At 53.4% G+C, this 24,537-nt stretch carries 24 protein-coding genes; 12 read left to right on the top strand and 12 right to left on the bottom strand.

Features of this window, described 5'->3' with window-relative positions:
* Positions 1 to 317: 317 nt before the first annotated feature.
* The 8 genes from proX to KXR87_RS16230 form a co-directional block, all read right to left on the bottom strand.
* Positions 318 to 1,313: a glycine betaine/L-proline ABC transporter substrate-binding protein ProX gene (gene proX, locus KXR87_RS16265; RefSeq protein ID WP_437433248.1), complete on the bottom strand. Its 996-nt coding sequence runs from the start codon at positions 1,311 to 1,313 to the stop codon at positions 318 to 320.
* A 68-nt stretch (positions 1,314 to 1,381) separates the two neighbouring features.
* Positions 1,382 to 2,449 carry a glycine betaine/L-proline ABC transporter permease ProW gene (gene proW / locus KXR87_RS16260; protein ID WP_437433247.1) on the bottom strand — a complete coding sequence of 356 codons (1,068 nt, stop codon included), beginning with the start codon at positions 2,447 to 2,449 and terminating at the stop codon, positions 1,382 to 1,384.
* Positions 2,442 to 3,644 (bottom strand): glycine betaine/L-proline ABC transporter ATP-binding protein ProV, encoded by a 1,203-nt coding sequence (gene proV / locus KXR87_RS16255; protein ID WP_437433246.1) that lies wholly within the window; start codon positions 3,642 to 3,644, stop codon positions 2,442 to 2,444. Before proV ends, proW begins: the two co-directional genes overlap by 8 nt.
* 982 nt (positions 3,645 to 4,626) lie before the next feature.
* Positions 4,627 to 5,589, bottom strand: coding sequence for a class 1b ribonucleoside-diphosphate reductase subunit beta (nrdF, locus tag KXR87_RS16250; protein ID WP_437433245.1), 963 nt, complete (start codon positions 5,587 to 5,589; stop codon positions 4,627 to 4,629).
* Positions 5,590 to 5,599: 10 nt separating this feature from the next.
* Complete coding sequence (gene nrdE / locus KXR87_RS16245; protein WP_437433244.1) at positions 5,600 to 7,744, bottom strand: class 1b ribonucleoside-diphosphate reductase subunit alpha; 2,145 nt, start codon at positions 7,742 to 7,744, stop codon at positions 5,600 to 5,602.
* Positions 7,717 to 8,127 (bottom strand): class Ib ribonucleoside-diphosphate reductase assembly flavoprotein NrdI, encoded by a 411-nt coding sequence (gene nrdI / locus KXR87_RS16240; RefSeq protein ID WP_437433243.1) that lies wholly within the window; start codon positions 8,125 to 8,127, stop codon positions 7,717 to 7,719. Before nrdI ends, nrdE begins: the two co-directional genes overlap by 28 nt.
* Complete coding sequence (gene nrdH / locus KXR87_RS16235) at positions 8,124 to 8,369, bottom strand: glutaredoxin-like protein NrdH (protein WP_437433242.1); 246 nt, start codon at positions 8,367 to 8,369, stop codon at positions 8,124 to 8,126. The genes nrdI and nrdH overlap by 4 nt, the downstream gene beginning before the upstream one ends.
* A 249-nt stretch (positions 8,370 to 8,618) precedes the next feature.
* The gene (locus KXR87_RS16230) at positions 8,619 to 8,945 is read right to left on the bottom strand and encodes a DUF883 family protein (protein ID WP_437433241.1); all 327 of its coding nucleotides are present in this window, start codon (positions 8,943 to 8,945) and stop codon (positions 8,619 to 8,621) included.
* Between the two features lie 163 nt (positions 8,946 to 9,108).
* Here KXR87_RS16230 and KXR87_RS16225 point away from each other — a divergent pair, with 163 nt between their 5' ends.
* Positions 9,109 to 9,453: a DUF2002 family protein gene (locus tag KXR87_RS16225; protein WP_437433240.1), complete on the top strand. Its 345-nt coding sequence runs from the start codon at positions 9,109 to 9,111 to the stop codon at positions 9,451 to 9,453.
* A gap of 31 nt (positions 9,454 to 9,484) precedes the next feature.
* On the opposite strand, the gene alaE is transcribed toward KXR87_RS16225, so the two are convergent.
* Together alaE and KXR87_RS16215 are read right to left on the bottom strand one after the other, a co-directional pair.
* The gene (gene alaE, locus KXR87_RS16220) at positions 9,485 to 9,931 is read right to left on the bottom strand and encodes an L-alanine exporter AlaE (protein WP_437433239.1); all 447 of its coding nucleotides are present in this window, start codon (positions 9,929 to 9,931) and stop codon (positions 9,485 to 9,487) included.
* Positions 9,932 to 10,379: 448 nt separating this feature from the next.
* Positions 10,380 to 10,559: a hypothetical protein gene (locus KXR87_RS16215; RefSeq protein ID WP_437433257.1), complete on the bottom strand. Its 180-nt coding sequence runs from the start codon at positions 10,557 to 10,559 to the stop codon at positions 10,380 to 10,382.
* Positions 10,560 to 10,771: 212 nt separating this feature from the next.
* Here KXR87_RS16215 and KXR87_RS16210 point away from each other — a divergent pair, with 212 nt between their 5' ends.
* Positions 10,772 to 10,930 (top strand): YqaE/Pmp3 family membrane protein, encoded by a 159-nt coding sequence (locus tag KXR87_RS16210; protein ID WP_437433238.1) that lies wholly within the window; start codon positions 10,772 to 10,774, stop codon positions 10,928 to 10,930.
* Between the two features lie 144 nt (positions 10,931 to 11,074).
* The gene (locus tag KXR87_RS16205; RefSeq protein ID WP_437433237.1) at positions 11,075 to 11,923 is read left to right on the top strand and encodes a hypothetical protein; all 849 of its coding nucleotides are present in this window, start codon (positions 11,075 to 11,077) and stop codon (positions 11,921 to 11,923) included.
* A gap of 7 nt (positions 11,924 to 11,930) precedes the next feature.
* Here KXR87_RS16205 and KXR87_RS16200 read toward each other — a convergent pair whose 3' ends face one another.
* Positions 11,931 to 12,539: a short chain dehydrogenase gene (locus KXR87_RS16200; RefSeq protein ID WP_437433236.1), complete on the bottom strand. Its 609-nt coding sequence runs from the start codon at positions 12,537 to 12,539 to the stop codon at positions 11,931 to 11,933.
* Positions 12,540 to 12,637: 98 nt separating this feature from the next.
* Here KXR87_RS16200 and KXR87_RS16195 point away from each other — a divergent pair, with 98 nt between their 5' ends.
* The gene (locus KXR87_RS16195) at positions 12,638 to 13,537 is read left to right on the top strand and encodes a LysR substrate-binding domain-containing protein (protein WP_437433235.1); all 900 of its coding nucleotides are present in this window, start codon (positions 12,638 to 12,640) and stop codon (positions 13,535 to 13,537) included.
* Here KXR87_RS16195 and KXR87_RS16190 read toward each other — a convergent pair.
* Positions 13,512 to 14,942 (bottom strand): DNA cytosine methyltransferase, encoded by a 1,431-nt coding sequence (locus KXR87_RS16190; protein WP_437433234.1) that lies wholly within the window; start codon positions 14,940 to 14,942, stop codon positions 13,512 to 13,514. The genes KXR87_RS16195 and KXR87_RS16190 overlap by 26 nt on opposite strands.
* 1,091 nt (positions 14,943 to 16,033) lie before the next feature.
* Between KXR87_RS16190 and cspE the strand changes: the two genes are divergently transcribed.
* From cspE to KXR87_RS16150, 8 genes are all read left to right on the top strand, one after another.
* Entirely contained in the window at positions 16,034 to 16,246 is a 213-nt protein-coding gene (cspE, locus tag KXR87_RS16185) for a transcription antiterminator/RNA stability regulator CspE (RefSeq protein WP_437433233.1), read from the top strand.
* Between the two features lie 12 nt (positions 16,247 to 16,258).
* Complete coding sequence (ymcF, locus tag KXR87_RS16180; RefSeq protein ID WP_437433232.1) at positions 16,259 to 16,444, top strand: cold shock small protein YmcF; 186 nt, start codon at positions 16,259 to 16,261, stop codon at positions 16,442 to 16,444.
* A gap of 183 nt (positions 16,445 to 16,627) precedes the next feature.
* Positions 16,628 to 18,028, top strand: coding sequence for an S-methylmethionine permease (gene mmuP, locus KXR87_RS16175; RefSeq protein ID WP_437433256.1), 1,401 nt, complete (start codon positions 16,628 to 16,630; stop codon positions 18,026 to 18,028).
* Positions 18,015 to 18,947 carry a homocysteine S-methyltransferase gene (gene mmuM / locus KXR87_RS16170; protein ID WP_437433231.1) on the top strand — a complete coding sequence of 311 codons (933 nt, stop codon included), beginning with the start codon at positions 18,015 to 18,017 and terminating at the stop codon, positions 18,945 to 18,947. Before mmuP ends, mmuM begins: the two co-directional genes overlap by 14 nt.
* A 233-nt stretch (positions 18,948 to 19,180) precedes the next feature.
* Positions 19,181 to 20,047 carry a ChaN family lipoprotein gene (locus KXR87_RS16165; protein WP_437433230.1) on the top strand — a complete coding sequence of 289 codons (867 nt, stop codon included), beginning with the start codon at positions 19,181 to 19,183 and terminating at the stop codon, positions 20,045 to 20,047.
* On the top strand, positions 20,044 to 20,832 hold the full coding sequence (locus KXR87_RS16160; protein ID WP_437433229.1) for an energy transducer TonB: 789 nt from the start codon (positions 20,044 to 20,046) through the stop codon (positions 20,830 to 20,832). The genes KXR87_RS16165 and KXR87_RS16160 overlap by 4 nt, the downstream gene beginning before the upstream one ends.
* A 184-nt stretch (positions 20,833 to 21,016) precedes the next feature.
* The gene (locus KXR87_RS16155; protein ID WP_437433228.1) at positions 21,017 to 23,236 is read left to right on the top strand and encodes a TonB-dependent receptor domain-containing protein; all 2,220 of its coding nucleotides are present in this window, start codon (positions 21,017 to 21,019) and stop codon (positions 23,234 to 23,236) included.
* 70 nt (positions 23,237 to 23,306) lie between these two features.
* Complete coding sequence (locus KXR87_RS16150) at positions 23,307 to 24,482, top strand: TieB (protein ID WP_437433227.1); 1,176 nt, start codon at positions 23,307 to 23,309, stop codon at positions 24,480 to 24,482.
* The last annotated feature ends 55 nt before the right edge of the window (positions 24,483 to 24,537 follow it).

The following is a 24,537-nucleotide window of genomic DNA, read 5'->3' as shown; positions in this document are numbered from 1 at the left end:
AGGCAGGCTGGTCCCCGACCCGATAGTCAGACGACATAAGCATCATGGACCGCGAAGCGGCGATTTTCCTTGCCGGGAGCCCGGGTCGCCAGGGTGGTGGCGGTGAACCACCCTGGCACGTTCACGGGTTCTGGCGTGACAGAAAAGCAGGGAACATGAGGTGAACGGAATGACCACAAGAGCCGCATGTTCCCCTCACCCTGGCCCTCTCCCCGGTGGGGCGAGGGGACCGATCGTGCTCGCAAATTTTTGTGGGGCTCCCTCTCCCATAGGAAGAGGGAGAAAACTGAGGGGAAGGGCGACTAAAAAGCTAACCCTTACTTCTGCGCCGCCAGCGCTTCTTTCACCCAGCCATCAAACTGCTGCTGGTGGGCTTTGATCCAGCCATCAACGTGACCCTGCACATCCGCTTCAGAAGATTTGCCCGCGTGCATCATAGCGTTCTGCGCATTGATGTCTGCCAGCGGCAGTTTCATCACGGAGAACAGTTTTGCCGCCGCCGGGTTTTTCTCGGCCCAGGCTTTGTTGGCCACAATGTGCATGGTGTTAACCGGGAAGCCATAGTTCATGCCGTTCGGCAGCTTAGTGTCAATATCCTTCTGCTCGCCTGGCAGGGAGGAGAACGGAACCTGCAACCAGACGACATCTTTACCGGGTTTCATCACATCGCTCACCCAGTATGGCGTCCAGGTGTAATAGATAATCGGTTTACCCTCTTTAAAGCGGGTGATGGTGTCGGCCATCATCGCCGAGTAGTTACCGTGGCTGACGGTTACGGTTTTCTCCAGATCGAAGGCTTTATTCTGATGATTAATGACGGCTTCACAGCCCCAGCCTGGTGAGCAGCCCATCATGTCTGCCTTGCCGTCGCCGTTGGTGTCGAAGATTTTGGCGATTTTCGGATCTTTTAGCTGTTCAATATTGGTGATGTGGTACTGGTCTGCGGTTTTTTTGTCGATGAGGTAGCCCTGCGCAGCGCCGGTCACATAGGTGCCTTCACGGTAGAATTTTTTATCCCCCCCAGCAGCCGCATACATGTCGTCGTGCAGAGGTTTCCAGTTTACGGCAGTGAAGGTCACGTCGCCGGCGGCCATTGAGGTATAACCGACGTTGTAATCTACTTCGCTGGGTTTGTTAACGGTATAGCCGAGCTTTTCCAGCGCACGGCTGACCAGCAGCGTCTGGAAAGCTTCTTCAGAAATGGTGCTCTGGAAAGGCTGAACGGTAATGCCTTTTCCTGGCAGGTCGGCAGCAAGAGCGCTGGTGGAGACAAGGGTGGTAAACGCTGTGGCAAGAAGTATGGTATGTCGCATCGTTGTTCCTTTTTATGTGGTGGGATAAGACGTTGCTGGCCCGACCGGCTGGCCGGGCAGCGACATCGTTACTTCGTGAACGGGCGGGTAATTAACCCAAGCGGGCCGGTGCTGTACCAGCGGCGATTACCCCTGCTGCGGGCATCGCGACCCATCGCCTGTGTCAGGCGGTCGAGGATGATGGCAAGGATAACGATCCCCACGCCACCGACGGTTGCCAGCCCCATATCGAGACGGCCAATACCGCGAAGTACCATCTGGCCAAGCCCACCGACGGCGATCATTGATGCGATCACTACCATGGAGAGGGCAAGCATTAGCGTCTGGTTGATCCCCGCCATAATGGTGGGCATGGCCAGTGGTAACTGTACTTTAAACAGCATCTGGCGCGGGCTGGCACCAAATGAACGTGACGCTTCAATCAAATCTTCCGGCACCTGATTAATACCCAGAATGGTCAGACGAACCACCGGCGGCAGGGCGAAGATAATGGTTACCACCACGCCAGGTACGTTGCCGATACCAAACAGCATGACGATGGGCACCAGGTAGACAAAGGCAGGCGTTGTCTGCATGGCATCCAGCAACGGGCGAATAATTTTCGCCGCGCGCTGGCTGCGCGCCAGCCATATGCCGAGCGGTAGCCCGATAATGATGCAGAACAATAGGGCGGTCAGTACCAGGGCCAGAGTCACCATTGCCTGCGACCAGGCACCAATCGCGCCAATCGCAATCAGGGAGACAAGCGTTGCCACCCCCATTCCTGCGCTGCCGATCTGCCAGGCAATCAGCGCGAAAAGAGTGATGGCAACCGGGGCAGGCATGCCCAGCAGCAGTTGCTGAAAACCGCTCAGGATGTAATCCACCGGCACACGAATGCCCTGGAACACCGGACGGAAGTGGGTCACGACCCAATCAATCCCTTCGGTGACCCAGCTATCAAGTGGGATCAGCGTCTTATGAAACGGATCCATGATGTTGAAGTGCTCCGGCGCCGGGGCCGGGGCGCTGTTCAGCCAGTCTGCGCTGCTACCGTCAGTCGGTGCCGGGGCTGCTGAAGAACCCCATGCGTCTGCCGATTGTGCTGCGTTCTCTGTTGCGGGTGCGCTCTCCCACGGGTTGTTTTGATCAGCCATTGTTTGCCCCCTCACGATCTAATGCCTGGAGCAGCATCCGTTTGGAGATGATGCCCACGTATTGCTGCTCTTCACCCACGACCGGTACCGCGCAGGGTGCCTGGCCTACATGAGAGAGCAACTCGCTGAGCGGCGTTTCGGCATCCACCGCAAGCGGGGTGTCAATTAACGCCGCATCGATACCCAGATTCTGGCCAAGCGCCGTTTTCAGGGAGTCGATGGAGACAATGCCAACAAATTTATTACCGCGTTCAATGACATAACCATATTCACGGTCTTCATCCTGCAACAGTTTCAGGGCGGAACGAGGGCCAAAACCCGGCGTGCGGCGAATAAGGCCAACCGGGGTACGGCGGGCAATATCTTTTGCACTGAATACCTGACTGATATCCACACCACGGAAGAAGGTGCGCACATAATCATTCGCCGGATTATTCAAAATTTCATCCGGCGTACCGACCTGCACCACTTCACCGTTTTGCATAATGGCAATCCGGTCGCCAATACGCATCGCTTCATCCAGGTCATGTGAAATAAAGACCACAGTACGCTGATGTCGCGATTGTAATTTAACCAACTCATCCTGCATCTCGGTACGAATTAATGGGTCGAGCGCAGAGAAGGCTTCATCCATTAATAAGATATCCGGGTTGATGGCTAATGCGCGGGCCAGACCTACACGCTGACGCATACCGCCAGAGAGTTCATCAGGATAAGCATGGGCATAATTTTCAAGCCCTACCTGACGCAATGCATCAAGTGCTTTTTCCTGACGTTCACTGGCGCTGGCACCCGCTAATTCCATGCCGAACGCAGTGTTATTTAGCACTGTCATATGCGGCATTAGCGCGAATGACTGGAAGACCATCGCAATCTTTTTCCTGCGCACCTCACGGAGTTCAGCATCTGATATTTTGGCGATATCGACGCCATCAATCAGCACCTGCCCGCGGGTGGGTTCAATCAGGCGATTGAGAAGGCGTACCATTGTGGACTTACCCGAACCGGATAATCCCATGATGACAAATATCTCGCCTTCTTCAATGGCCAGACTGGCGTCTTTAACGCCAAGCGATAGCCCCGTTTTTTCCAGAATTTGTTCTTTCGAAAGTCCTTTTTCGATATATTTGAAAGCTCTCTGCGGATGCTCGCCAAATATCTTATAGAGATTCTTAACTTCTAATTTAATTGCCATGCAATAAAACGTTTCCTGTTATTTATTTATGTCGATATGTTACCTGATGCGAATAATTGACCGCGTATACCCTAGCATACTGAGATTCTGTGACAACCCTTCAATCCTCTCTTGATGGAATTTGGCAATGCAAAAATGGTGAGAATTTCCCATGAGATAAGGGCTGAGCGGTAGTTGAATTAATGTGAGATTTTTCGTATTTGAAGGTGGAATTCTGGGGTAAGAGTGGTGATTGAAGGGAAATATGACGAAAGAATGACACATGAAATATTGCAGAATATTTGTAAGGCGTGCACGAGAATTATATTGCGCAATGTGCGGATATTTCCCCTCACCCTGGCCCTCTCCCCACTGGAGAGAGGGGATCGGATCGACGCGGGTTAAATAAGCCGGGTGCGGCCTGCTTTTCTCCTTCTCCCCAATTTTCTCCCTCTCCCTAATGGGGCTGAGGGATCGCCAGTAGTATTACGTTGTACAGCGATACCACGGCGCAATGAGAATAAAACCGTCACCGCGATGACAGGGTCCGGCTGAAAATCGATGAGGCGTTGACGGCTGACCGGGGCCGCCCGCAGGGAAGCGGGCGGAGGGGATAGCCTACAAGGAGGCAGGCTGGTCCCCGACCCGATAGTCAGACGACATAAGACGACAAAATTGCCGGAAGCAATGTTGAATAGCGCCTGCGCTAGCCCTGAAAGGGTGAGCCCCAGGGATGGGGTGAATAATGCCGCGCCAGCGGCGATTTTCCTGGCCGGGAGCCCGGGTTGCCAGGGGGGTGGCGGTGAACCACCCTGGCACGTTCACGGGTTCTGTCGCTACAGACAAGCAAGGAACATAAGGTGAACGGAATGACCCTAAGCGCCCCATGTTCCCCTCACCCTGGTCCTCTTCCCAAAGGGGCGAGGGGACCGAGCGTGCTCGCATTTATTTCAGGGGATTCTTCAGCCGATGGGGCGAGGGCGGGGTGAGGGGAGAGGACGCCTCAAAAATTCCAGTCTTCGTCCTCGGTCTCTACCGCTTTTCCCATCACATAAGACGAACCGGAACCGGAGAAGAAGTCGTGGTTTTCATCCGCTCCCGGCGATAATGCTGCGAGGATTGCCGGATTAACTTGCGCCATTTCTGCCGGGAAGAGAGGTTCATAGCCAAGATTCATCAGCGCTTTGTTGGCGTTGTAGCACAGGAAGGCTTTCACCTCCTCAGCCCAGCCTGACTCCGCGTACACCGCTTCGCTGTAGGCCACTTCGTTATCATAGAGATCAAGCATCAGTTCCAGGGCGAAATTTTTTAACTCATCACGCTTTTCACTGCTGACTTTTTCCAGCGCTTTCTGATACTTATAACCAATGTAATAACCGTGTACCGCCTCATCGCGAATGATAAGACGAATCAGATCCGCCGTATTCGTCAGCTTACCTCGACTGGACCAGTACATCGGTAACCAGAAGCCGGAATAGAACAAAAACGACTCCAGAAAGACGCTGGCAATTTTCTTTTTGAGCGGATCGTCGGCGCGATAATAGGCCAGAATGAGCTGGGCTTTGCGCTGCAGCGCGCTGTTCTCCTCACTCCACGCATAGGCGGCGTCCACATCTTTAGTTTGACAGAGTGTGGAGAAAATCGAGCTATAGGAGCGGGCATGCACCGCTTCCATAAAGCTGATGTTCGACAACACCGCCTCTTCATGAGGTGTCTGCGCATCGGCCATCAGCGCAGGTGCGCCGACAGTATTCTGAATGGTGTCCAGCAGCGTCAGCCCGGTGAAAACCCGTATCGTCAGCTGCTGCTCTGCGTAACTCAGCGTCTGCCAGGCGGGGATATCATTCGACAGCGGCACCTTTTCCGGTAGCCAGAAGTTGCTGGTCAGGCGGTTCCAGACCTCAAGATCCTTATCATCCTGAATCTTATTCCAGTTGACTGCGCTTACGCGTGTTAATGATTTCATCCTTTTCTCCTTACAGCGCGCAGGACACGCAGCCCTCGATTTCCGTCCCTTCCAGCGCAAGCTGGCGCAGGCGAATGTAGTACAGCGTTTTGATGCCTTTCTTCCATGCATAAATCTGCGCTTTGTTGATATCGCGCGTGGTGGCGGTGTCCGGGAAGAACAGCGTCAGCGACAGCCCCTGGTCCACATGACGCGTGGCTTCAGCGTAGGTGTCGATGATCTTCTCGGGGCCTATCTCATAGGCATCCTGGTAAAAGGCCAGGTTTTCATTAGTCATGAACGGGGCCGGGTAGTAGACGCGCCCGGTTTTGCCTTCCTTGCGAATTTCAATTTTCGACACGATCGGGTGAATACTTGAGGTGGCGTGATTGATGTAAGAAATAGACCCGGTAGGCGGCACCGCCTGCAGGTTCTGGTTATAGATGCCGTAGCGCATCACATTCTCACGCAACTGCTCCCACATATTGCGGTCAGGGATTGTGATGCCGCTACGGGCAAAGAGCGCACGGACTTTCTCTGTTTTCGGCTGCCAGTGCCCTTCCAGGTACTGGTTAAAATATTCTCCGCTGGCATAACGCGACTGCTCAAAGCCGACGAAACGCGTATTACGCTCGCGGGCCATCATCATGGAGGTGTTCAGCGCATGCCAGGTGATGGTGTAAAAATAGAGGTTAGTAAAATCCAACCCCGCTTCGCTGCCATAAGCAATCCCTTCGCGGGCCAGATAGCCGTGCAGATTCATCTGCCCAAGACCGATAGCGTGAGAGGCAGCATTACCGGCTGCCACAGAGGGCACCGAGCGGATGTGGCTCATACTGGAGACGGCACTCAGGCCGCGCACGGCGGTCTCTACCGTGCGGCCAAAATCCGGTGAATCCATAGTGTGAGCGATGTTCAGCGAGCCAAGATTACAGGAGATGTCATGTCCGATATCCACGTAATCCAGGTTTTCATCCAGCGTTGAGGCACTGTTAACCTGCAGGATCTCAGAACAGAGGTTGCTCATGTTGATACGCCCGGCAATCGGGTTTGCACGGTTAACCGTATCTTCGAACATGATGTACGGGTAACCCGACTCGAACTGAATTTCGGCCAGCGTCTGGAAGAAATCACGGGCATTAATGTACTTTTTACGCACGCGCTCATCAGCAACCAGTTGCTCATACATTTCACTGACCGCGATATCACCAAAGGGTTTACCGTACAAACGCTCTACATCGTAAGGGGAGAACAGCGCCATTTCGGCATTCTCTTTTGCCAGACGGAAGGTCACATCCGGGATAACCACCCCGAGCGAGAGTGTTTTGATGCGAATTTTTTCGTCAGCATTTTCACGTTTCGTATCAAGGAATCGCAAAATATCCGGGTGGTGCGCATTGAGATAAACCGCACCCGCTCCCTGGCGTGCACCCAGCTGGTTAGCATAGGAGAAGGCGTCTTCGAGCATTTTCATCACCGGTATCACGCCCGATGACTGATTCTCAATGCGCTTAATGGGGGCGCCTGATTCGCGCAGGTTCGAGAGCAGGAAGGCCACGCCGCCACCGCGTTTGGACAGCTGGAGGGCAGAGTTCACCGCCCGTCCAATGGATTCCATATTATCTTCAATACGCAGCAGGAAGCAGGAGACGAGCTCGCCGCGCTGCTTCTTGCCGCAGTTAAGGAAGGTGGGGGTGGCGGGCTGAAAGCGACCAGCCAGGATCTCATCGGTCAGCTGACGTGCCAGTCTTTCATCGCCCTGCGCCAGCGTGAGCGCGACCATGCAGACGCGATCTTCAAAATGTTCAAGATAACGTTTACCGTCGAAGGTCTTCAGCGTGTAGCTGGTGTAATACTTCCATGCGCCAAGGAATGTCTGAAAGCGAAACCCGCTGGCATGCGCACGGGCAAAGAGGTCATTCACAAAAGCACGATCGTAGCGCGCCAGCACGCTTTCGTCGTAATAGGACTCCTCCACCAGGTAGTTCAGACGTTCATCCTGACTGGCGAAGGTGACCGTGTTGGGCAGCACATGGTGCTGGTAGAACGCATCGACGGCCTGGCGATCTTTGTCAAACTGGATGTGACCTGCGTTGTCGTACAGGTTTAGCATCGCGTTCAGAGCATGGTAATCGGGCGTGGACTGGGTCACACGCTCTGCGGTTGTCGTTGCCAAAATTCGCTCACTCCTTTACGCACATTTTCAATGTCCTGTTGGGTGCCCATCAGCTCAAAACGGTAGAGATAGGGCACACTGCATTTCTGCGCGACCACGTCCCCGGCGCGACCATAGGCTTCGCCGAAATTACGGTTGCCGGACGCGATGACGCCGCGAATGAAATCGCGATTATGCGGATCGTTCAGAAAGCGGATGACCTGGCGGGGGACAGCGCCTGCCGTTCCTCCCCCGCCGTAGCTTGGCACCACCAGGATATAGGGTTCGTCTACCTGAATACGCTCTCGCTCATTAAGCGGGATGCGCGTTGCCGGTAGCCCCAGCCGCTCAATGAACCGCAGCGTGTTTTCCGAGCTACTGGAGAAGTAGACGAGTTGACTCATGCGCGGGCGATGTCAGGCGCAGACTGCAGTCGATTAATCATGTCCGGGCGAAAACCTGACCACCGGGTTTCACCTGCCACAACGACCGGTAACTGACGAAAACCCATCGCACGCAGCGCATCAGCAGCACCAGGTTCAAGGTCAACGTTCACCATTTCAAAATCAAATCCACGACTCTCCATTGCGCGTTTAGTGGCGTGGCACTGTACGCAATCGTTTTTAGTGTAAATAGTAATGCGCATGATTTGTATTTCCGTTTAAAATGAAGGAACGGCGCGAGCGATCGCGTCAGTTGTCTCTGTATTGCTAACAGGAATACTAGATGTAGTTAATAAAAGTTTCAACCACACAAGATATAGGAAATTGCGATTAGTTTATTCCGGATGATGAGCGTAGCGGGAAGGGCATGTTGTGCGTGAAAATCGTGGCAGCAGGCAAAAAAAAGCCCGCTCACCAGCGGCGAACGGGCTCTCAGAATCAGACGTCAGACGTTATCGACGGGTGCTGATCAGCGCACCAAGGAAAATACCTACTGCCGCCACTGCGCCCAGCGCGTACATCGGCTTGTCTTTGACGAATGTGCTTGCGCAGCCCACCGCATCACGTGCGGCCTGATAGGTGGTTGAGCGACCATTCATCCGGGCCCGGGTCTCTCTTAACAGTGACTGAGCTTTACGACGCGCGCTATCCGCTTCATCTTTTGCATCACTGCCAAGCGATTTAAGAACATCTTCCAGGCTGTCCGCTAACTGATGAACATCTTTCTGGATATCATGGACGCCTTCGTCTACATCTGCGCGATTAGGTCTGTTAAACATCGGAACCTCCTTTGTTTTCGAAGAGAATTTTAGTTTAGACCATAAATTCGCTTCGTTACCGGCTGGCCAGGCATTTACCCACGTTTATGGACTTTTCTGAAAGCAGGGGTAATGCTGAATACTGTAAGGTTGCGACGCAGTGAAAAGATGACGAGGAAAAAATATGTATTTACGACCCGATGAGGTGGCGCGCGTTCTGGAAAAAGTAGGCTTTCAAATGGATGTGGCGACGACAAAAACCTATGGTTACCGCCGTGGCGATAACTATGTGTATGTGAACCGTGAGGCCCGGATGGGACGCACTGCGCTGGTCATTCACCCTACGCTCAAAGAACGAAGTATGTCCCTTGCGGAACCGGCCACGGATATCAAAACCTGCGATCATTACCAGAATTTTCCGCTCTACTTAGGTGGAGAGGCTCAGGAACATTACGGCATTCCACACGGTTTTAGTTCACGCATGGCGCTGGAGCGCTTTTTGTCGGGCTTGTTCGGCGAAATTCAATAACCGAAGACAGGCCGAGGCCTGTCATCATCACTCAGGCTTTAGCCTGCTGGTAGCTCACTTTAAACAGGCGACGGCAGTAATCAAGGAAGTAGCCGTATACCGCCCCCATCATCATCGACAGCACAATATTGGAACTGACTGCTGCAATAATTTGCTGCCAGTCTGCGCCTACCGTTAATAAGATGGCCACATACACGGGTGACTGGAATGTCACATACGCCAGCACATCTGCAAGGTTACGCATCCAACTCGCCGGCGTAATTCGACGCGCCTGGCGGAGAAAAGCATCGCGATAAAAGCCATAGGGCCAGGCAATAATGATGTTCACCGGGATGGCAACCAGACGTGATGAAAGTGACTGCTCAAAGGTCATTCCGGAGAGGAATATTTCAATCACCATGTTCACCACCGAACAATAGACGACCATGGCAAAGGTGTCTGCCACGGCATGGCGCAGGCGGGACTGCGAAGAGAACATGGTACTGCTCCTTGAGTAGGCAAGAAATCGTGCGGGTATGGAACGAGTGTTAGCACGTTGCCGGGCTTCGTTCTTTGCCGATAGGTTATCCTTCTGCATATAAACTAACAACTAGCTATAAATTTTTATTTATTGCCTTTTCATGGATAAATTACTCTGCGGTTGGTTATATTTTGCGCATTTCATTATTTTCATTGGATCGGCATAGAAATTATATTTAATATCAATAATTTATATTTATTCGTCACTGTTATTGGCAGGATGCGCGCGGGAGCAGGGGAGCGGAAAAGCGGAGTATTCTTTGAACGTAGCCACAAAATGGTCAGCAGCATTTTTTATGCTGCAAGATGCTTATTTGTGGTGTTTGATGCTGTTTTAATGCATGGGTATTTATGCGTTCAAAGTGCATAAAAAGAAGGGGCGGTGAAGAAGCCTTCACCGCGAGGCATCAGCAGACGCCGAAGTCGCCGTCTTCCTGGTAGAGTGAAACGTCGGCAGCTTTAAGCGTAATGCTTTCTGCATTCTGATCGTGGGCGGGAACCGCGACAATCTGATCCTCATGCACTTCGCGAACAACCAATTTTGGCCCACCTACGTGGGGCTGCACTACATCGCCAATCGCAAACATCATTACCTCCTGATTAATGGTTTACAAAACATAGCCTGAAGCAAAGAGAAGGTACAGTCGTCGATGGCGATGACAGTGATTGATGAAATGTTGTTTTGCGTAAAAGAGGGTAAAAGCGCGGGGCAGGCCTGGCGGCGGTAGCCAGAATGACTACGCTTTAACATTAAATTCTTTTTTAAACAATTAGCTGCATTTTTTTGCATGGAGGTAGTATGGGTTTCTGGCGTATCGTTTTTACTATTTTGCTCCCCCCGTTGGGTGTGCTGTTGGGCAAAGGGGTCGGTTTTGCCTTTCTCCTTAATATCGTTCTGACGTTGTGTGGCTACATTCCGGGCCTCATTCATGCGTTCTGGGTACAGTCGCGCGACTAATCCATTTAAGGCGGCCCCGGTCGCCTTATTTCTATCCCCTCTGTTTACTACTTCACTTTCTCCGTGTTTTTTATGCAAACGCGTAAAGTTCTTCGCCTGGAAGACGATAAAAAATAGGTTTGGCAACGATTCCAAGGAGAAGAGATGAGCATTAAGGATGTCAGTTCGATGGCCAGCATCAGGTCCATGCCTGTTACGCGCCAGGAGGCTGTACGCGCTTTAACAGGAAAAGAGACGGGGCTCGCGGACGCGTATGAGGTGAGCTTATCCCGGGAGGCGATGGAACAGGCAAAAGAGCAACCAACACCGCCCACGAAAGAGGAACAAGACGCCGCTGCGCGGGCAATGCAGGCGCTGCGCAATCAAGCGATGGCTCGTACGCCCGGTGGCCCCAGTCTTGCCAGCGAATTCTATGGCGATCCGGCCACGGCAAATGATGCTGTTCGTTTTCTCGATTTCTTCCAGCACGCCACCGTAGCGGCAGATGCGATGGCAGAGGCTCTGCATAGCGCACTCACCTCCCCCTCCGATAGCGGCGACTACACGACCAACGCTATGGATCTCGCCCTGACGCAGGGAAAACTCAATAAAGTCGTCGAGACCTGGATCTCCGCCGATTATCATCAGGAAGCCCGTGCCTTTGTGTCGCAGTTTATCGACGAGAAGTCCGCTCAGGCCGATCAGTTGAGCAAAGTGGCGCTGTCACAGGCGACCAAGCTGGCGCAAAGTCTGGGCGACCGTGAACAGGCCCGGCATCATCAGGACGCTGTCGCTCAGCTGGCTGAGGGTACGCACTCTTCACAGCGCGTACGCAACGAGATGCTGAACCTTACCGCCACGAGCAGTGACAGTGAGTTGTGGTTTTCCTCAATGAGCCAGTGGGTCAATGACCATCGTGCCTTGCCGTACATGGCTGATATTGAAAAAAATCATATCGGTGCCCTCAAAGCGCAGTGGCAGACCTTCGTCGACAGCCTGAAAAAAGAGGCATGATCGGCAGTCAGTAACCGACCGTAAAAACGCGCCCGGTCTGTACGCCTTCAATGCTGCGCCGGTAGGCCAGCGCAACCCGTGCAGCCGGTACGCTTTCAAAACCGGGGAAGAATGCGCCGTAGTCCGCTTCTGACTCCGTAAGCATGCCGGGACTGACAATATTAATGCGTTGACCTTTTGCGAGTTCGCACGCTGCCGCTTTTACAAAGCCTTCCAGCGCCGCATTGACCGTAGTGGCATTCACCCCCTGGGCGATAGGCTCTTGTGAGACGATGCCGCTGGTCAGGGTAATGGACCCGCCCGGGTTCAGCGCATGCTGCCCTGCCAGCGTCAGTCGCACCTGGCCAAGCAGCTTATCCTGCAACCCAACGGAGAAATTCTCAGGCGTCATCGTCTGCAGGGGGCCAAAAAAGAGGCTGCCCGTCGCCGCAACGATAGCATCAAGGTTGCCGGTCTTCCTGAACAGGGCGGACACACTCTCATCGGAGGTCAGGTCTACCTGCACATCTCCACTTGTGCGCCCGGCGCGAATAATGTCGTGCGTCCCCTCACGGGCGAGCATATCCACGACGGCACGACCAATAGTACCGCTTGCACCAATCACCAGAATCTTCATGTTGTGCTCCTCAGTTTACAGAGAGGCCATTCTTTCGCTAATGACTGATAAGATAAATGAGCGAAATGTTATTTGATTACTAACTACAGGTTAGAAATATGGACAAACTGCGCGCTATGGCAGTGTTTATTACTGTTGCTGATGAGGGGAGTTTTACCCGCGCTGCCCTCCGCCTGGAGATGTCAGCGGTAATGGTAGGGAAATACATCAGTTCTCTGGAGGCGCAACTGGATACCCGGCTGGTGGAGCGTAATACTCGTCGCCAGAGTCTGACGGATGCCGGGCGGGTCTATTACGAAGAGGCACGACGCGTCCTGGAGCAGGTGCATCTGGCAGATACTGCGATAGAGCGCTTACGTAATACTCCCGCCGGCACGCTGCGGGTGAGCGCCCCGACGACCTTAGGTGCCTGCGTCATTGCCCCGCTGACCGCAGCTTTTCTCAATGCGCATCCTCACGTCAAAGTGGAGCTGGATCTGAGCAACCGGCGGGTCGATCTGGTGGAGGAGGGAATTGATGTGGCCGTGCGTATCGGTGGTGCTTACGATGACACGCTGGTGGCAAAACCTCTGTGCCTCTACCGGATGGTGATCTGCGCGTCGCCCGATTATCTGGCCCGCTTTGGCGTGCCGGAAACGCCACGCGATCTGCAGCAGCATCGTTGCCTCTCCCACATGGTATGGAACTCGCAGAATGAATGGAAACTACCGGATGAGAACGCGCAGGCATCCTGGCGACAGGAGCCCGTTCTGCGTTGTAATGATGGGCTGGGGTTAAGCATGGCGGCGCGTGCCGGTGCCGGGCTGCTTATGCAACCGGAAATACTGGTTAAAGAGGCGCTGGAGAAAGGGCAACTGATCCCGGTTTTGCGAAAATTCACTCCCCTGCCACGCCCCGTCTTTCTGCTCTCAAGGCCACAGCAGCGGCCTCTGCCCAAAGTTGCGCGCTACCGCGCGCACTTACTGGAGCATATTACTGACTGGATTGCTCCCGGGTGAGGGTAACGGCACGGGCAATGTAGGGCTTGAGCAGGGTCGCTACCGCCGCGAATACGGGGACGACCACCGAATTTCCAAACTGGCGGTAAGCCTGGGTGTCCGACACCGGAATACGAAAGGGTTTATCGCCGACCTTCTCAAAGCCCATCAGCCGTGCGCACTCCCGTGGCGTAAGCCGGCGGGGGCGACGTAACTGGTTTGCGGCATCCAGAAAATCGCGTTCTCCCAGGGTCTTGTCCCAGCCGCGGTCGATCAGAATCTCAGAACCATCCTTGTGATAGCGTGCGGAAAGGGTACGCGCCACGCTGTCAACACGGCCAGGGTCCACCAGGCCAAAGCCAAAACCATTGCCCTTCGCCGCATGTTTTTTTGCGTAGTGGTAAAGGTAGCTCCAGAGCTTCGGCGACAGGATGTATTTCTCGTCGACAACGGGTTCGAGCAGTTCACCAAAGGTCGGTCGTTGCGAAGGGAAGTGGCGGTGAATATCGCGTAGCGTAAAGCTCTGGCGCAGGTCGAGGTCGCGACGAAAGCCCACCAGCACAATACGTTCACGGTGCTGGGGCAGGAAGTGCCTGCCATCAATGATTTTGGGGTCATCTTTTCCGCTGGCATCAGCATCCGCAACGTCATACCCCAGTTCGTCCAGCGTGTTCATGATGACGGTAAAGGTTTTACCCTGATCATGACTCTTAAGATTTTTAACGTTTTCAAGCACGAAAATGGCCGGACGCTTGGCTTTTATAATCCGCGCTACGTCAAAGAACAGGGTACCCTGTGCTTCACATTCAAAGCCGTGCGCGCGGCCAAGCGCATTCTTCTTGCTCACCCCGGCAAGACTGAAGGGCTGGCAGGGAAAACCGGCCAGTAAAACGTCATGATCCGGGATCCGCGCATCAATATGGGCGTAGGCATCAGCATCGCTTACCTCGGGCGTGCTGCTTAAGGTCACCTCGCGGATGTCCTGATTAAAGCGGTGCGTACGTTCATCGTTAAACCAGTTTGCTTTGTAAGTGCGCACCGCATTTTTGTTCCACTCGCTGGTAAACACGCACTGGCCACCAATGGCTTCGAACCCCTTGCGGATGCCGCCAATGCCAGCAAAAAGATCGATAAAGCGGAACTGATAATGAGGATGATGTGCGGGAGGTGAGGGGAGCATTTTGTGCAACAGGGAGACCTCAGCACTGGTAAGCGGCGCACTGGCACCTTTACCATTAACCCGACGGTTCAGCCTTTCCCGGCTCCACTCATTCTGGCCGAGTAAACGTAATTTCTCGGCCACATATTTTTGCCCGTAAATATCGAGAACCCGGTCCAGCAGATGCTTATCTTGTTCCTGTTGCCGCTTCTCTTCTGCTTCGGCCTGCACCAGCAACTCTTTCGCGATTGAATCAAATTCCGACATGACGTCTCCTTGGGTTGGCTGCGTGAAAAGATATCACTCAAATGACCCAGAGGGGGAGCGAATTGTGCAAGCCGATCCGGGCCTGCGACCACACCTGGGCAGGTCTGGTTGCGCACCCAGCAAGTCACGCAGTGGGTGGCACTTACGCGGCAGCGTGAATCAAGACAGTATCGCGGTGACCTGAAAACATGCTCATGCCGAAGAAGTGGAAAATATATTCCTTGCGGCACACTCTATTTATCCATGCTGCGGACACTTTCAGAATTGATAAGTCATACCAGCATTAACGTCAGTGGAGAAGAGTTCACCGTTAGGCGTGGTAGTGGCACTTACCTCGGCATTATGCAGGTGAGAGCCTCCAGCGCATAAAGAGAAACAACACATTAAAACGACAGGCCGCGCCAACCAGTAGAGAGTAATATTTTTGCCTCTCTAAGATAATGAACGAAATCAGTAGCAACGTAATATTTCCTGTCAGCCTCTCCCTTAACATCTGTAAAAGAGCCGGGAAAACGTACCAGGGAGGAAAAGTTGTCACGGTATGGCAGAGGTACGGCTTATGTATAATTAACGCTCTCAACTTTTATTTATATGTAACCTATTGAAATGTATGTTTCTATTTGATGTTAGCATTGCCGGTGGGACCCGCTGCCAGCGATAGCGCAGGAAAAGGTTTGTCATTTTTATTCATCTAAAGGTGCCATTTCGGTAAGACGTTTTGCCAGCGCAGTAACGTCATATTTCTGCATTATGTAATGGGCTAAAATTATTGGTTTTTTTGTGTCGGGTTAATTTGAGGACTATTCTTAAAGGCGCACGGAGCGCGTTCTGAAATTTTATCGCACGACTCTTCAGGCGCTAAAAAATTATAAACAGAGCAGAGTGAAAATAACGCTTGCTTTCTTTTTAACGGCATGTCTTAATGAACGTCGGTTTGATACACAGACCTATCTAAAGCATCCCAGTACATCCCCTCATTTTGAAGTGTCATCGTTACCCTTTTCTTTTGAGTCCCGATTGTAAGCTCTGATTAATCTGTATTCGGACCCTGTATGGCCCTACGGGCTCAAATGAATTTATCAGGTAATAAAATGTCTACTAAAATGACTGGTGTAGTTAAATGGTTTAACCCTGAAAAAGGGTTTGGGTTTATTTCCCCAAAAGATGGCAGTAAAGATGTCTTTGTGCATTTTTCTGCGATCCAAAGCAATGATTTCCGTACGCTGAACGAAAATCAGGAAGTCGAATTCTCGGTTGAAAACGGCCCGAAAGGCCCGTCAGCTGTGAATGTGGTAGCACGTTAAGGAGGATTAAGTATGAGTCTGCATCTTCGTTGCCCGACCTGCCATGGTTCGCAATTTCGCAGTTCACCTTATGATGTGAATGAGAAAAATCCCCATGGCGCAAAATGTATTTTTTGCAAAAGCAACATGATTGAAAATGTGAATTTTCACGCCCCGATGATTCGCCCCGCGCTCAAACTGGCCGAATACTGCCGGTAACTCAAAGGTAAACCGCACTACGCGCGTTTATCCGGGACGAAAAAGAGAAGCCGCTGGCCATGCCGGTGGCTTTTTTTATGCCCGATCCTGACCCTCGCCTTTCCTGCCGCTGGAAATTTATTACCATTCACGGTATAAATCCCTTCTTTGGATGTTTAGATGTCCATACGTTTAGAAGGTAATATGCAAACACCACAACATGCCGGTCAGCTTCAGCGCACCATGAAAACCCGTCACCTCATTATGCTTTCACTGGGTGGCGTCATAGGCACGGGCCTTTTCTTTAACACGGGCTATATCATTGCAACAACCGGGGCGGCGGGCACGCTGCTGGCGTACCTGATTGGCGCAGCCGTTGTCTGGCTGGTCATGCAGTGCCTTGGTGAGCTCGCAGTGGCGATGCCGGAAACCGGGGCATTTCATGTATACGCCAGCCGTTATCTTGGCCCCGCCACCGGGTATACGGTCGCATGGCTCTACTGGCTTACCTGGACAGTTGCGCTCGGTTCGAGCCTGACTGCGGCAGGTTTTTGTATGCAGTACTGGTTTGCGCAGGTGCCGGTATGGATCTGGTGCGTGGTCTTCTGCGTGATGATTTTCGCCCTTAACGTTATCTCGACCCGCTTTTTTGCCGAAGGTGAATTCTGGTTTTCACTGGTTAAGGTCATCACTATCATTGCCTTTATCCTGCTTGGTGGGGCCGCCATGTTTGGCTTTATCCCAATGCAGGACGGTTCACCCGCGCCAGGTCTGACAAACCTTACTGCTGAAGGTTGGTTCCCGCACGGGGGGCTGCCGATCCTGATGACGATGGTCGCAGTAAACTTCGCCTTTTCAGGCACTGAGCTTATCGGCATTGCCGCCGGTGAAACCGAAAATCCACATACCGTCATTCCCGTCGCTATCCGCACCACGATAGTACGGTTGATTATCTTCTTTATCGGCACGGTTTTCGTGCTGGCCGCACTGATCCCTATGCAGCAGGCAGGGGTTGAGAAGAGCCCGTTTGTACTGGTTTTCGAAAAAGTTGGCATTCCTTACGCTGCCGATATCTTCAATTTTGTGATCCTGACGGCTATCCTCTCCGCCGCCAACTCGGGTCTGTATGCTTCCGGTCGGATGCTGTGGTCACTGTCGAATGAAAAAACGCTGCCGCGCTGTTTTTCACGTCTGACCAAAAACGGCGTGCCGCTGACCGCGCTGTTGGTCTCGATGCTGGGTGGCCTGCTGGCACTCTTTTCAAGCGTAGTGGCCCCGGACACGGTGTTTGTCGCCCTCTCGGCCATTTCCGGTTTTGCCGTTGTCGCCGTCTGGATAAGCATCTGCGCGTCGCACTTTGTCTTTCGCCGCCGCCATCTCCAGGCGGGCAAACCGCTGAACGCGTTACAGTACCGCGCCCCCTGGTATCCTCTGGTACCGGTGCTTGGCATCGTCCTCTGCCTTGTGGCCTGCGTGGGGCTGGCGTTTGATCCGAGCCAGAGAATTGCCCTGTGGTGCGGGCTGCCTTTTGTTGCCTTATGTTATGGTGCTTACTATCTGACCCGAACAGCGAAAATGCAGGAGGCAAAACATGCCGCAGAATAACCCCTTAAGTCCCATCCTCAGCCAGCAGCCTTTTATCGTACTGGACGGGGCAATGGCCACCGAACTGGAAGCGCGGGGGTGTAACCTCGCCGACAGCCTCTGGTCCGCCAGGGTGTTAATGGAAAACCCGGCGTTAATCCGCGATGTGCACCTCGATTATTTCCGCGCAGGCGCACAGGTGGCTATCACCGCAAGCTATCAGGCGACCCCCGCTGGTTTCGCTGCCATAGGGCTCGATGAAGCCCAGTCGCTGGCGCTCATCAGTAAAAGTGTTGAGCTGGCCCGCAAGGCGCGTGAGGCTTATCTTGCTGAAAATCCTGACGCCGGAAGATTGCTGGTGGCAGGTTCGGTTGGACCCTATGGCGCCTTTCTTGCTGACGGCTCTGAGTATCGCGGCGACTATGTTCGCAGCCATGATCTGTTCATTGCGTTTCACCGCCCGCGTGTCACGGCGTTGCTGGACGCAGGGGCTGACCTGCTGGCCTGTGAAACCTTACCCAACTTTGCTGAAATAAAGGCGCTGGCCGCACTGCTCAGCGCCTGTCCTCGCGCACGTGCCTGGTTCTCTTTCACCCTGCGTGACAGCGAACATCTGAGTGATGGCACCCCGCTTGCTGAGGTGGTCACTTTCCTGGCAGATTATCCGCAGGTGGTGGCGCTGGGTATTAACTGCATTGCGCTCGACAAAACCACCGATGCGCTCCGCGTGTTACAACGTCTTACCCCCTTGCCGCTGGTGGTCTATCCCAATTCCGGTGAACACTATGATGCGGTAAGCAAAACCTGGCACCATCATGGTGAGGCCAGTGAAGCCCTGGCCGCCTCTCTGCCTCAGTGGCTGGAGGCAGGCGCGAAGCTGATTGGCGGGTGCTGTCGCACCACGCCTGACGATATTGCCGCGCTGAACGCCGCTAAATAAGCCGCACGCGTAAGAGAAGCACCACCGCCCGCCTGGTACACCGCCATGCGGGCTTTTTTTCGGATTACCCCGCATGTTTCCCCTCGCCTTAACGTAAATTTGCTGCTGGCTCCAGCAAATCTATTTTTGATAATGCGAATGATCTTGATAATCATTATTATTAATACATATAATCCTGCGTTAAATTTCATCAGCAAGAAAAGCTGCTATTAAAAAAACAATAACGGATGTTTATGTTTAGTACGGATAAGTTCTTACGCGCTCTGGTTCTCAGCGGTACCGCTCTACTCTTCGCCTGCAAGAGTACATCAACGGGCAATTCCGCCATTGTCGCTGCGGCGGTCACGCAAGAGGCCTCGGTCCTGGAGGCGGCAACGGGGGAGGCACTCACGCCGCAACAACTCCTTGAACGACTTGGCGACGCACCAATGGTTATCGTGGGTGAGGAGCACATCAACCCGCACCATCACCAAATCGAACAGTGGCTGTTGCAACATCTTGCCGCGCGACGCCCGCAGGGCAGTGTGCTGATGGAGATGATTGATCTTAGCCAGCAGGAGGGGGTAAATCGTGTCAGGCAGGCTCGTCTTGCGGGGACGCCGGTGAGTGCTGCACGGGCCGCCGAAACGATGCGCTGGAACCCGGGCTGGCCGTGGGAGATGTATCGCGATGTGGTCATGACCGCCATTGACGGTGCTTACCCGTTACTGGCTGCCAACATCAGCCGCGCGCAGGTCAACGCGCTCTATAAAAACCCCACTTTTCCGCCTGGCAGACGCGTCTCCCGCCCGCAGGTACATGAGGCGCTGTCGGCCATCATCTATCTCATGCATGGAGGGCAGATTGAGGGAGAGCAGGTGACTGCAATGATGGCCGTTCAGCAGCAGCGTGACCGCTTTATGGCAGAGCAGCTTTACCGCGCGCCGCGCCCGGCCCTGCTGATTGCAGGCGGCTACCATGCTTCAAAAGACATTGGCGTTCCGCTGCACCTGGCCGATCTAGAGGCCGATAAGCCGGTGGTGGTCATGTTAACGACACAGGGGACAACTCTGACGGCAAAACAGGCTGACTACATCTGGCCCGTAACGGCGACGAAATGATGAACCCAGCGGCTTTCATGCAGCCCCATCGCTCCTGGGCAGGCGGTATCGTCGCCAGCGTGGTGTTCCACGTTATGCTGGTGCTGCCCTTTATCATCCCTGTCGACCAGACCTCACCGGATGCCACACCCGCCACCGTGATGGTCACATTTTCACCCGAGTTTGAAATGTCCTTTGTCAGGACGGATCTACAGCCGGGTGTCACCCAGCAGCGTAAGGTGGAAGCGATGACCGAGGAGGAGACGGCGCACGATAAAGCGGTGCCCAGACTCCTGGTACAGGAGGAGGCGGACATCAGGGTCGCCGCTGCTAAACAGGAACATCAGCCAAAAAAGAAAACGGAAATAAAAAAAATATCCCGGCGCCAGCAGAGAGAGGAACAGGGTAATTCCACCGCCAACAGCCTGGCAGCCCCCCCGGTTCAGACGGTGCAGACCCAGCGTAATGCGGCACCGCTCGATACGGACTCCTCGCTCATCACCAGCAGCAAAGTAAACTGGGAATCGCTGGTGAAGGGGAAAATCAACAAAATGCGCAGCTACCCGATGGAGGCCCGGCGGCGCAACCGCAGCGGCACCGCCGTGGTCATGTTCAATGTCAATGAACAGGGCGACATCCTCAGTACGCAGCTTGTAACACCGTCCGGCACGCTCTCCCTGGACAAAGCGGCACTCAACGCCGTGGAAAACGCACGGCCTTTACCGCCACCGCCAAAAATGATCCTCAGAAATGGTGTGCATAAAGTCACCATGCCGGTGGAATTTGAATTGTCTAAAACATTATAAATAAACCCGTTATTTTCTGCGGATACAGGGTACGTAATATAAATAGAGCGAACGAAAGGTCATGCTTATTTTTTAATTAAACCCGCTATGCATTCAGGTTTTTATGATGAGCACGTTGCTGCCGTATTTCTTATTCAGTGCGGCGGGCAGACGCTCATTTTTTACGAAAAAACAGGAATTGATTATGGAAAAATCACAGGTGGCCAAAGGGCTTCTTACCGGGCTGCTCATTGTTAACGGCCATGCCTTTGCGGCTGACGGCGACGGTGAGTCACTCTTTTCTCCTTTAACCATTACGGATAACCCGTATGAAGATAAATATCAGGCCGGGTCGTCAGAGGAGAGTTATACCCGTCCGGGCGCTTACAGTTCGCGGACATTAAATAAAAACCTGCAAAGTCTGGATGCATCATTGCGCAGCATGGCGGGAAGCTATACCCAACTCGATCCGTTGCAGGGTACGATTAGCGTGAATATTCGCGGCATGAACGGGCTGGGTCGCGTTAACACGATGGTGGATGGCGTCACCCAGACCTTCTTTGGCATGGCGCCCGCTAACTATCATGGCGGGGCCAATACGGCAGCGGGGGTTCCGCTCGATCCGAACTTCCTGGCCGACGTTGATGTTACCCGTGGCAGCAGCGCCGGTTCACAAGGGGTCAATGCGCTGGCAGGCAGCGCCAATATGCGCACCATAGGTGTGGATGACGTCATAAGTCAGGGGCGTCAAACCGGGGTGCTGTCCCGCTTTCAGGTCGGGAATAATGGGCTGGGTCGTACCGGCATGGTCGCCGTGGCGGGGAAGACTGATACCTTTGCGAACGGCGGTGGCCTCGGCGCGCTGGTCGGTATCAGCGGCACTCGCACCTATGCCACTTATAAAAATGGCGGCGGCCGGAGCAGTAAGGATTTCATTGGCGAAGATAATAAATACCTGCGTCAGGAACCCCATTCCGAGCTCTATAAAATAAACGTCAATGCGGATCAATATAATCGCTTCGAATTTTCCGGGCGCAATTACACCAATAGTTTTACGCGTCGGGATATTACCAGCGACGATTATTATCTGCGATATCACTACGCGCCACTGAATGAACTGATTGAATTTAACGTGCTGGCCAGTACCAGTCGTGGTAACCAGGATTATAAGCCGGAGTCGCTGTACAATTTTAATAAGTCATCGACGACCAATAAATCAAATGCCCTGGATGTGAGCAATACCAGTCGTTTCAACATGCGCGAGGATCTCCTTACTACTTTCCAGGTCGGCGGCAAACTTATGGATACCCGCTATTCCCGCAGTTTTGTGCAGGATAATGAAACCGAACGCAACGCCTTTGCGCCAGCGGGTAAACAGAAAATAGCCTCGTTATACAGCGGTCTGACGCTGAATAAAGATATCTATGAACTGGCGTTAAACCTCAACTATACCCGCAGCAGAGTTGAAGGGCGTAAACCGGCCTGTAGTGAATATGAGCGCTGTTTCCCGCAGGGCGAGGCCACGTTGCATCTGGATGATAAAGCCTTTAATCCCTCCGCGACCTTTTCGGCGCAGGTCACCCCCTGGCTACAGCCTTTTGTGAGCTGGAGCAAATCGTCGCGTGCGCCCAATGTACAGGAAGTCTTCTTCGCGAACGAAGGGGGGGCCTCCATGAATCCGTTCCTCAAGCCTGAGAAAGCGGAAACCTGGGAAGCGGGCGTTAACGTCAATAAAAAGGGGCTGCTGACCGAGCAGGACCAGTTCCACATGAAGGCGCTGGCCTATCAGACACGCATTAAGGATTACATCACCAGTGAGTCCTTTATGCTCTGCTACGACGGCAGTCTGTGTAAGGATCTGGACGACTCCTTTGGCGGCTTTAACGCCAACGTCTACCTCAATTCCACCTCGCCAGTAACAACGAAAGGCTATGAAATTGAAGCCGGGTATGACGCAGGTTTTGCCTATGTGAATGTCTCCTGGAGCAAGCAACATACCGATCAGCCCACCTCCATTGCCAGCACGGTCTACAGCTTTGCTTACAGCGATCTGAGCGATCTGCCGGACAGCTACGCCACCCTGGATGTGGGCGGCCGTCTGTTCAATGAAAAGCTGACCATCGGCAGCCTGGTTAAATTCACCGGTAAATCCAAACGCCTGAGTACCGAAGGTATTGATACGGATACCAATACCGTGCCAAAAGCGCCCATGCCGGATATTCCCACCATCATCGATCTCTACAGCAACTGGCAGATGACCGATAACGTCATGCTGCGATTCAGCGTGCAGAACGTGACCAATCGTAACTATGCCGACGCGCTCAACCGCATGAACCAGAGCCTGGATTATGCCAAAGAGGGATCGTCCGTCAATACCACTGCCCGTGGCCGCACCTATCTCTTTGGCGGGGAGATTCGCTTCTGAGTCGCTTTTTATCTCAGGGAGGCCTGGCGCCGTGCCCTCCCTCTGTTCACTCTTGATTGCAGGAAAGAAAATGAACCTTTTTACCTTTGCCCCTAAGCTTGGATGTTTACTTCTTGCCGGGCTTTTCCCGACGATGGCCCTGGCGATTGACCCGCCCCAGCGTGAGCTTTCGCGCTTCGCGCTGAAGACCAATTATCTTCAGGATGCCAGTGAAGGCATTTATGAGATGGCCATTGATAACAAAAATCATACCGTCTATGCCGCCGTCACCGATCGCGTGAACCGGGAGGCCAATAAAGGGTATTTGTACGCCTTTAACCCGGTCTCGCTCGCTATTGAACACCGTCTCGACATGCCATACCGCGCGTTTTCACTGGCCATGAATCAGGAAAAGCATCAGCTTTATATCGGCCACACGCAGTCGGCGTCGCTGCGCATCAGTATGCTCGACACGGCCAGCGGCACGCTGACGAAAACCAGCGAGAAACTGAGTTTCAGGGAGCCGGATGCAGCCGATTCACGCTTTGAGCACCTGCGCCATATGGTTTACAGCAAAGCGGCCAACACCCTGTTTGTCAGTTACAGCAATATGCTCAAAACCCGTAACGGCATGACGCCTCTGCACAAGCTGTTGATGCTGGATGGTACGACGCTGGCGCTGAAAGGAGAAGTACAGAAGGCCTACAAAGGGACGGCCTACGGTCTGACACTGGATGAAAAGAGGCAGAAAATCTATGTAGGCGGCAGGGATTACATCAACGAAATCGATGCGAAGCAGCCGGATAAGGTGCGCACGATTGAACTGAAATCGCCGCAGCCGGCCATTACCAGCGTGCAGAATCTGGCGGTGGATGGAGACGCTCAGCGCGCCTTTGTGGTGGTGTTTGACCATGATGACCGCACCGGTACGCATGACGGGCTCTATGTCTTCGACCTGCGTGATGGCAGGCAGCTCGGCTATGTGCATACCGGCGCCGGGGCTAACGCGGTAAGGTACAACCCTAAATATAATGAGTTGTACGTTACTAACTTCACCAGCGGGACGATAAGCGTAGTGGATGCGACGACGTATACCGTCACCCGCCAGTTTACAACGCCGGTCTATCCAAACCAGATGGTGCTTTCGCCCGATATGGACACCCTTTACGTGGGGATCAAAGAAGGATTCAACCGCGACTGGGACCCGGACGTATTTGTGGAAGGGGCAAAAGAGCGAATACTGCGCATTAATCTGAAGAAGTCGTAATTCACAGCTGCGTTGGATACCCTGAACATCCGCGCAGCCTCCCGCCACCTCACTG

Origin of the sequence: Yokenella regensburgei, assembly GCF_051486985.1 — a bacterium.
Taxonomy (GTDB): domain Bacteria; phylum Pseudomonadota; class Gammaproteobacteria; order Enterobacterales; family Enterobacteriaceae; genus CBFFRJ01.
Note: the sequence above shows the minus strand (reverse complement) of the source record. Positions and strands in the feature narration are given on the sequence as shown.

Coding starts and splice junctions, on each gene's coding strand:
- proX (WP_437433248.1), bottom strand. CDS start 1,313: ATGCGACATACCATACTTCTTGCCACAGCGTTTACCACCCTTGTCTCC.
- proW (WP_437433247.1), bottom strand. CDS start 2,449: ATGGCTGATCAAAACAACCCGTGGGAGAGCGCACCCGCAACAGAGAAC.
- proV (WP_437433246.1), bottom strand. CDS start 3,644: ATGGCAATTAAATTAGAAGTTAAGAATCTCTATAAGATATTTGGCGAG.
- nrdF (WP_437433245.1), bottom strand. CDS start 5,589: ATGAAATCATTAACACGCGTAAGCGCAGTCAACTGGAATAAGATTCAG.
- nrdI (WP_437433243.1), bottom strand. CDS start 8,127: ATGAGTCAACTCGTCTACTTCTCCAGTAGCTCGGAAAACACGCTGCGG.
- nrdH (WP_437433242.1), bottom strand. CDS start 8,369: ATGCGCATTACTATTTACACTAAAAACGATTGCGTACAGTGCCACGCC.
- KXR87_RS16230 (WP_437433241.1), bottom strand. CDS start 8,945: ATGTTTAACAGACCTAATCGCGCAGATGTAGACGAAGGCGTCCATGAT.
- KXR87_RS16225 (WP_437433240.1), top strand. CDS start 9,109: ATGTATTTACGACCCGATGAGGTGGCGCGCGTTCTGGAAAAAGTAGGC.
- alaE (WP_437433239.1), bottom strand. CDS start 9,931: ATGTTCTCTTCGCAGTCCCGCCTGCGCCATGCCGTGGCAGACACCTTT.
- KXR87_RS16215 (WP_437433257.1), bottom strand. CDS start 10,559: ATGTTTGCGATTGGCGATGTAGTGCAGCCCCACGTAGGTGGGCCAAAA.
- KXR87_RS16210 (WP_437433238.1), top strand. CDS start 10,772: ATGGGTTTCTGGCGTATCGTTTTTACTATTTTGCTCCCCCCGTTGGGT.
- KXR87_RS16205 (WP_437433237.1), top strand. CDS start 11,075: ATGAGCATTAAGGATGTCAGTTCGATGGCCAGCATCAGGTCCATGCCT.
- KXR87_RS16200 (WP_437433236.1), bottom strand. CDS start 12,539: ATGAAGATTCTGGTGATTGGTGCAAGCGGTACTATTGGTCGTGCCGTC.
- KXR87_RS16195 (WP_437433235.1), top strand. CDS start 12,638: ATGGACAAACTGCGCGCTATGGCAGTGTTTATTACTGTTGCTGATGAG.
- KXR87_RS16190 (WP_437433234.1), bottom strand. CDS start 14,942: ATGTCGGAATTTGATTCAATCGCGAAAGAGTTGCTGGTGCAGGCCGAA.
- cspE (WP_437433233.1), top strand. CDS start 16,034: ATGTCTACTAAAATGACTGGTGTAGTTAAATGGTTTAACCCTGAAAAA.
- ymcF (WP_437433232.1), top strand. CDS start 16,259: ATGAGTCTGCATCTTCGTTGCCCGACCTGCCATGGTTCGCAATTTCGC.
- mmuP (WP_437433256.1), top strand. CDS start 16,628: ATGCAAACACCACAACATGCCGGTCAGCTTCAGCGCACCATGAAAACC.
- mmuM (WP_437433231.1), top strand. CDS start 18,015: ATGCCGCAGAATAACCCCTTAAGTCCCATCCTCAGCCAGCAGCCTTTT.
- KXR87_RS16165 (WP_437433230.1), top strand. CDS start 19,181: ATGTTTAGTACGGATAAGTTCTTACGCGCTCTGGTTCTCAGCGGTACC.
- KXR87_RS16160 (WP_437433229.1), top strand. CDS start 20,044: ATGATGAACCCAGCGGCTTTCATGCAGCCCCATCGCTCCTGGGCAGGC.
- KXR87_RS16155 (WP_437433228.1), top strand. CDS start 21,017: ATGGAAAAATCACAGGTGGCCAAAGGGCTTCTTACCGGGCTGCTCATT.
- KXR87_RS16150 (WP_437433227.1), top strand. CDS start 23,307: ATGAACCTTTTTACCTTTGCCCCTAAGCTTGGATGTTTACTTCTTGCC.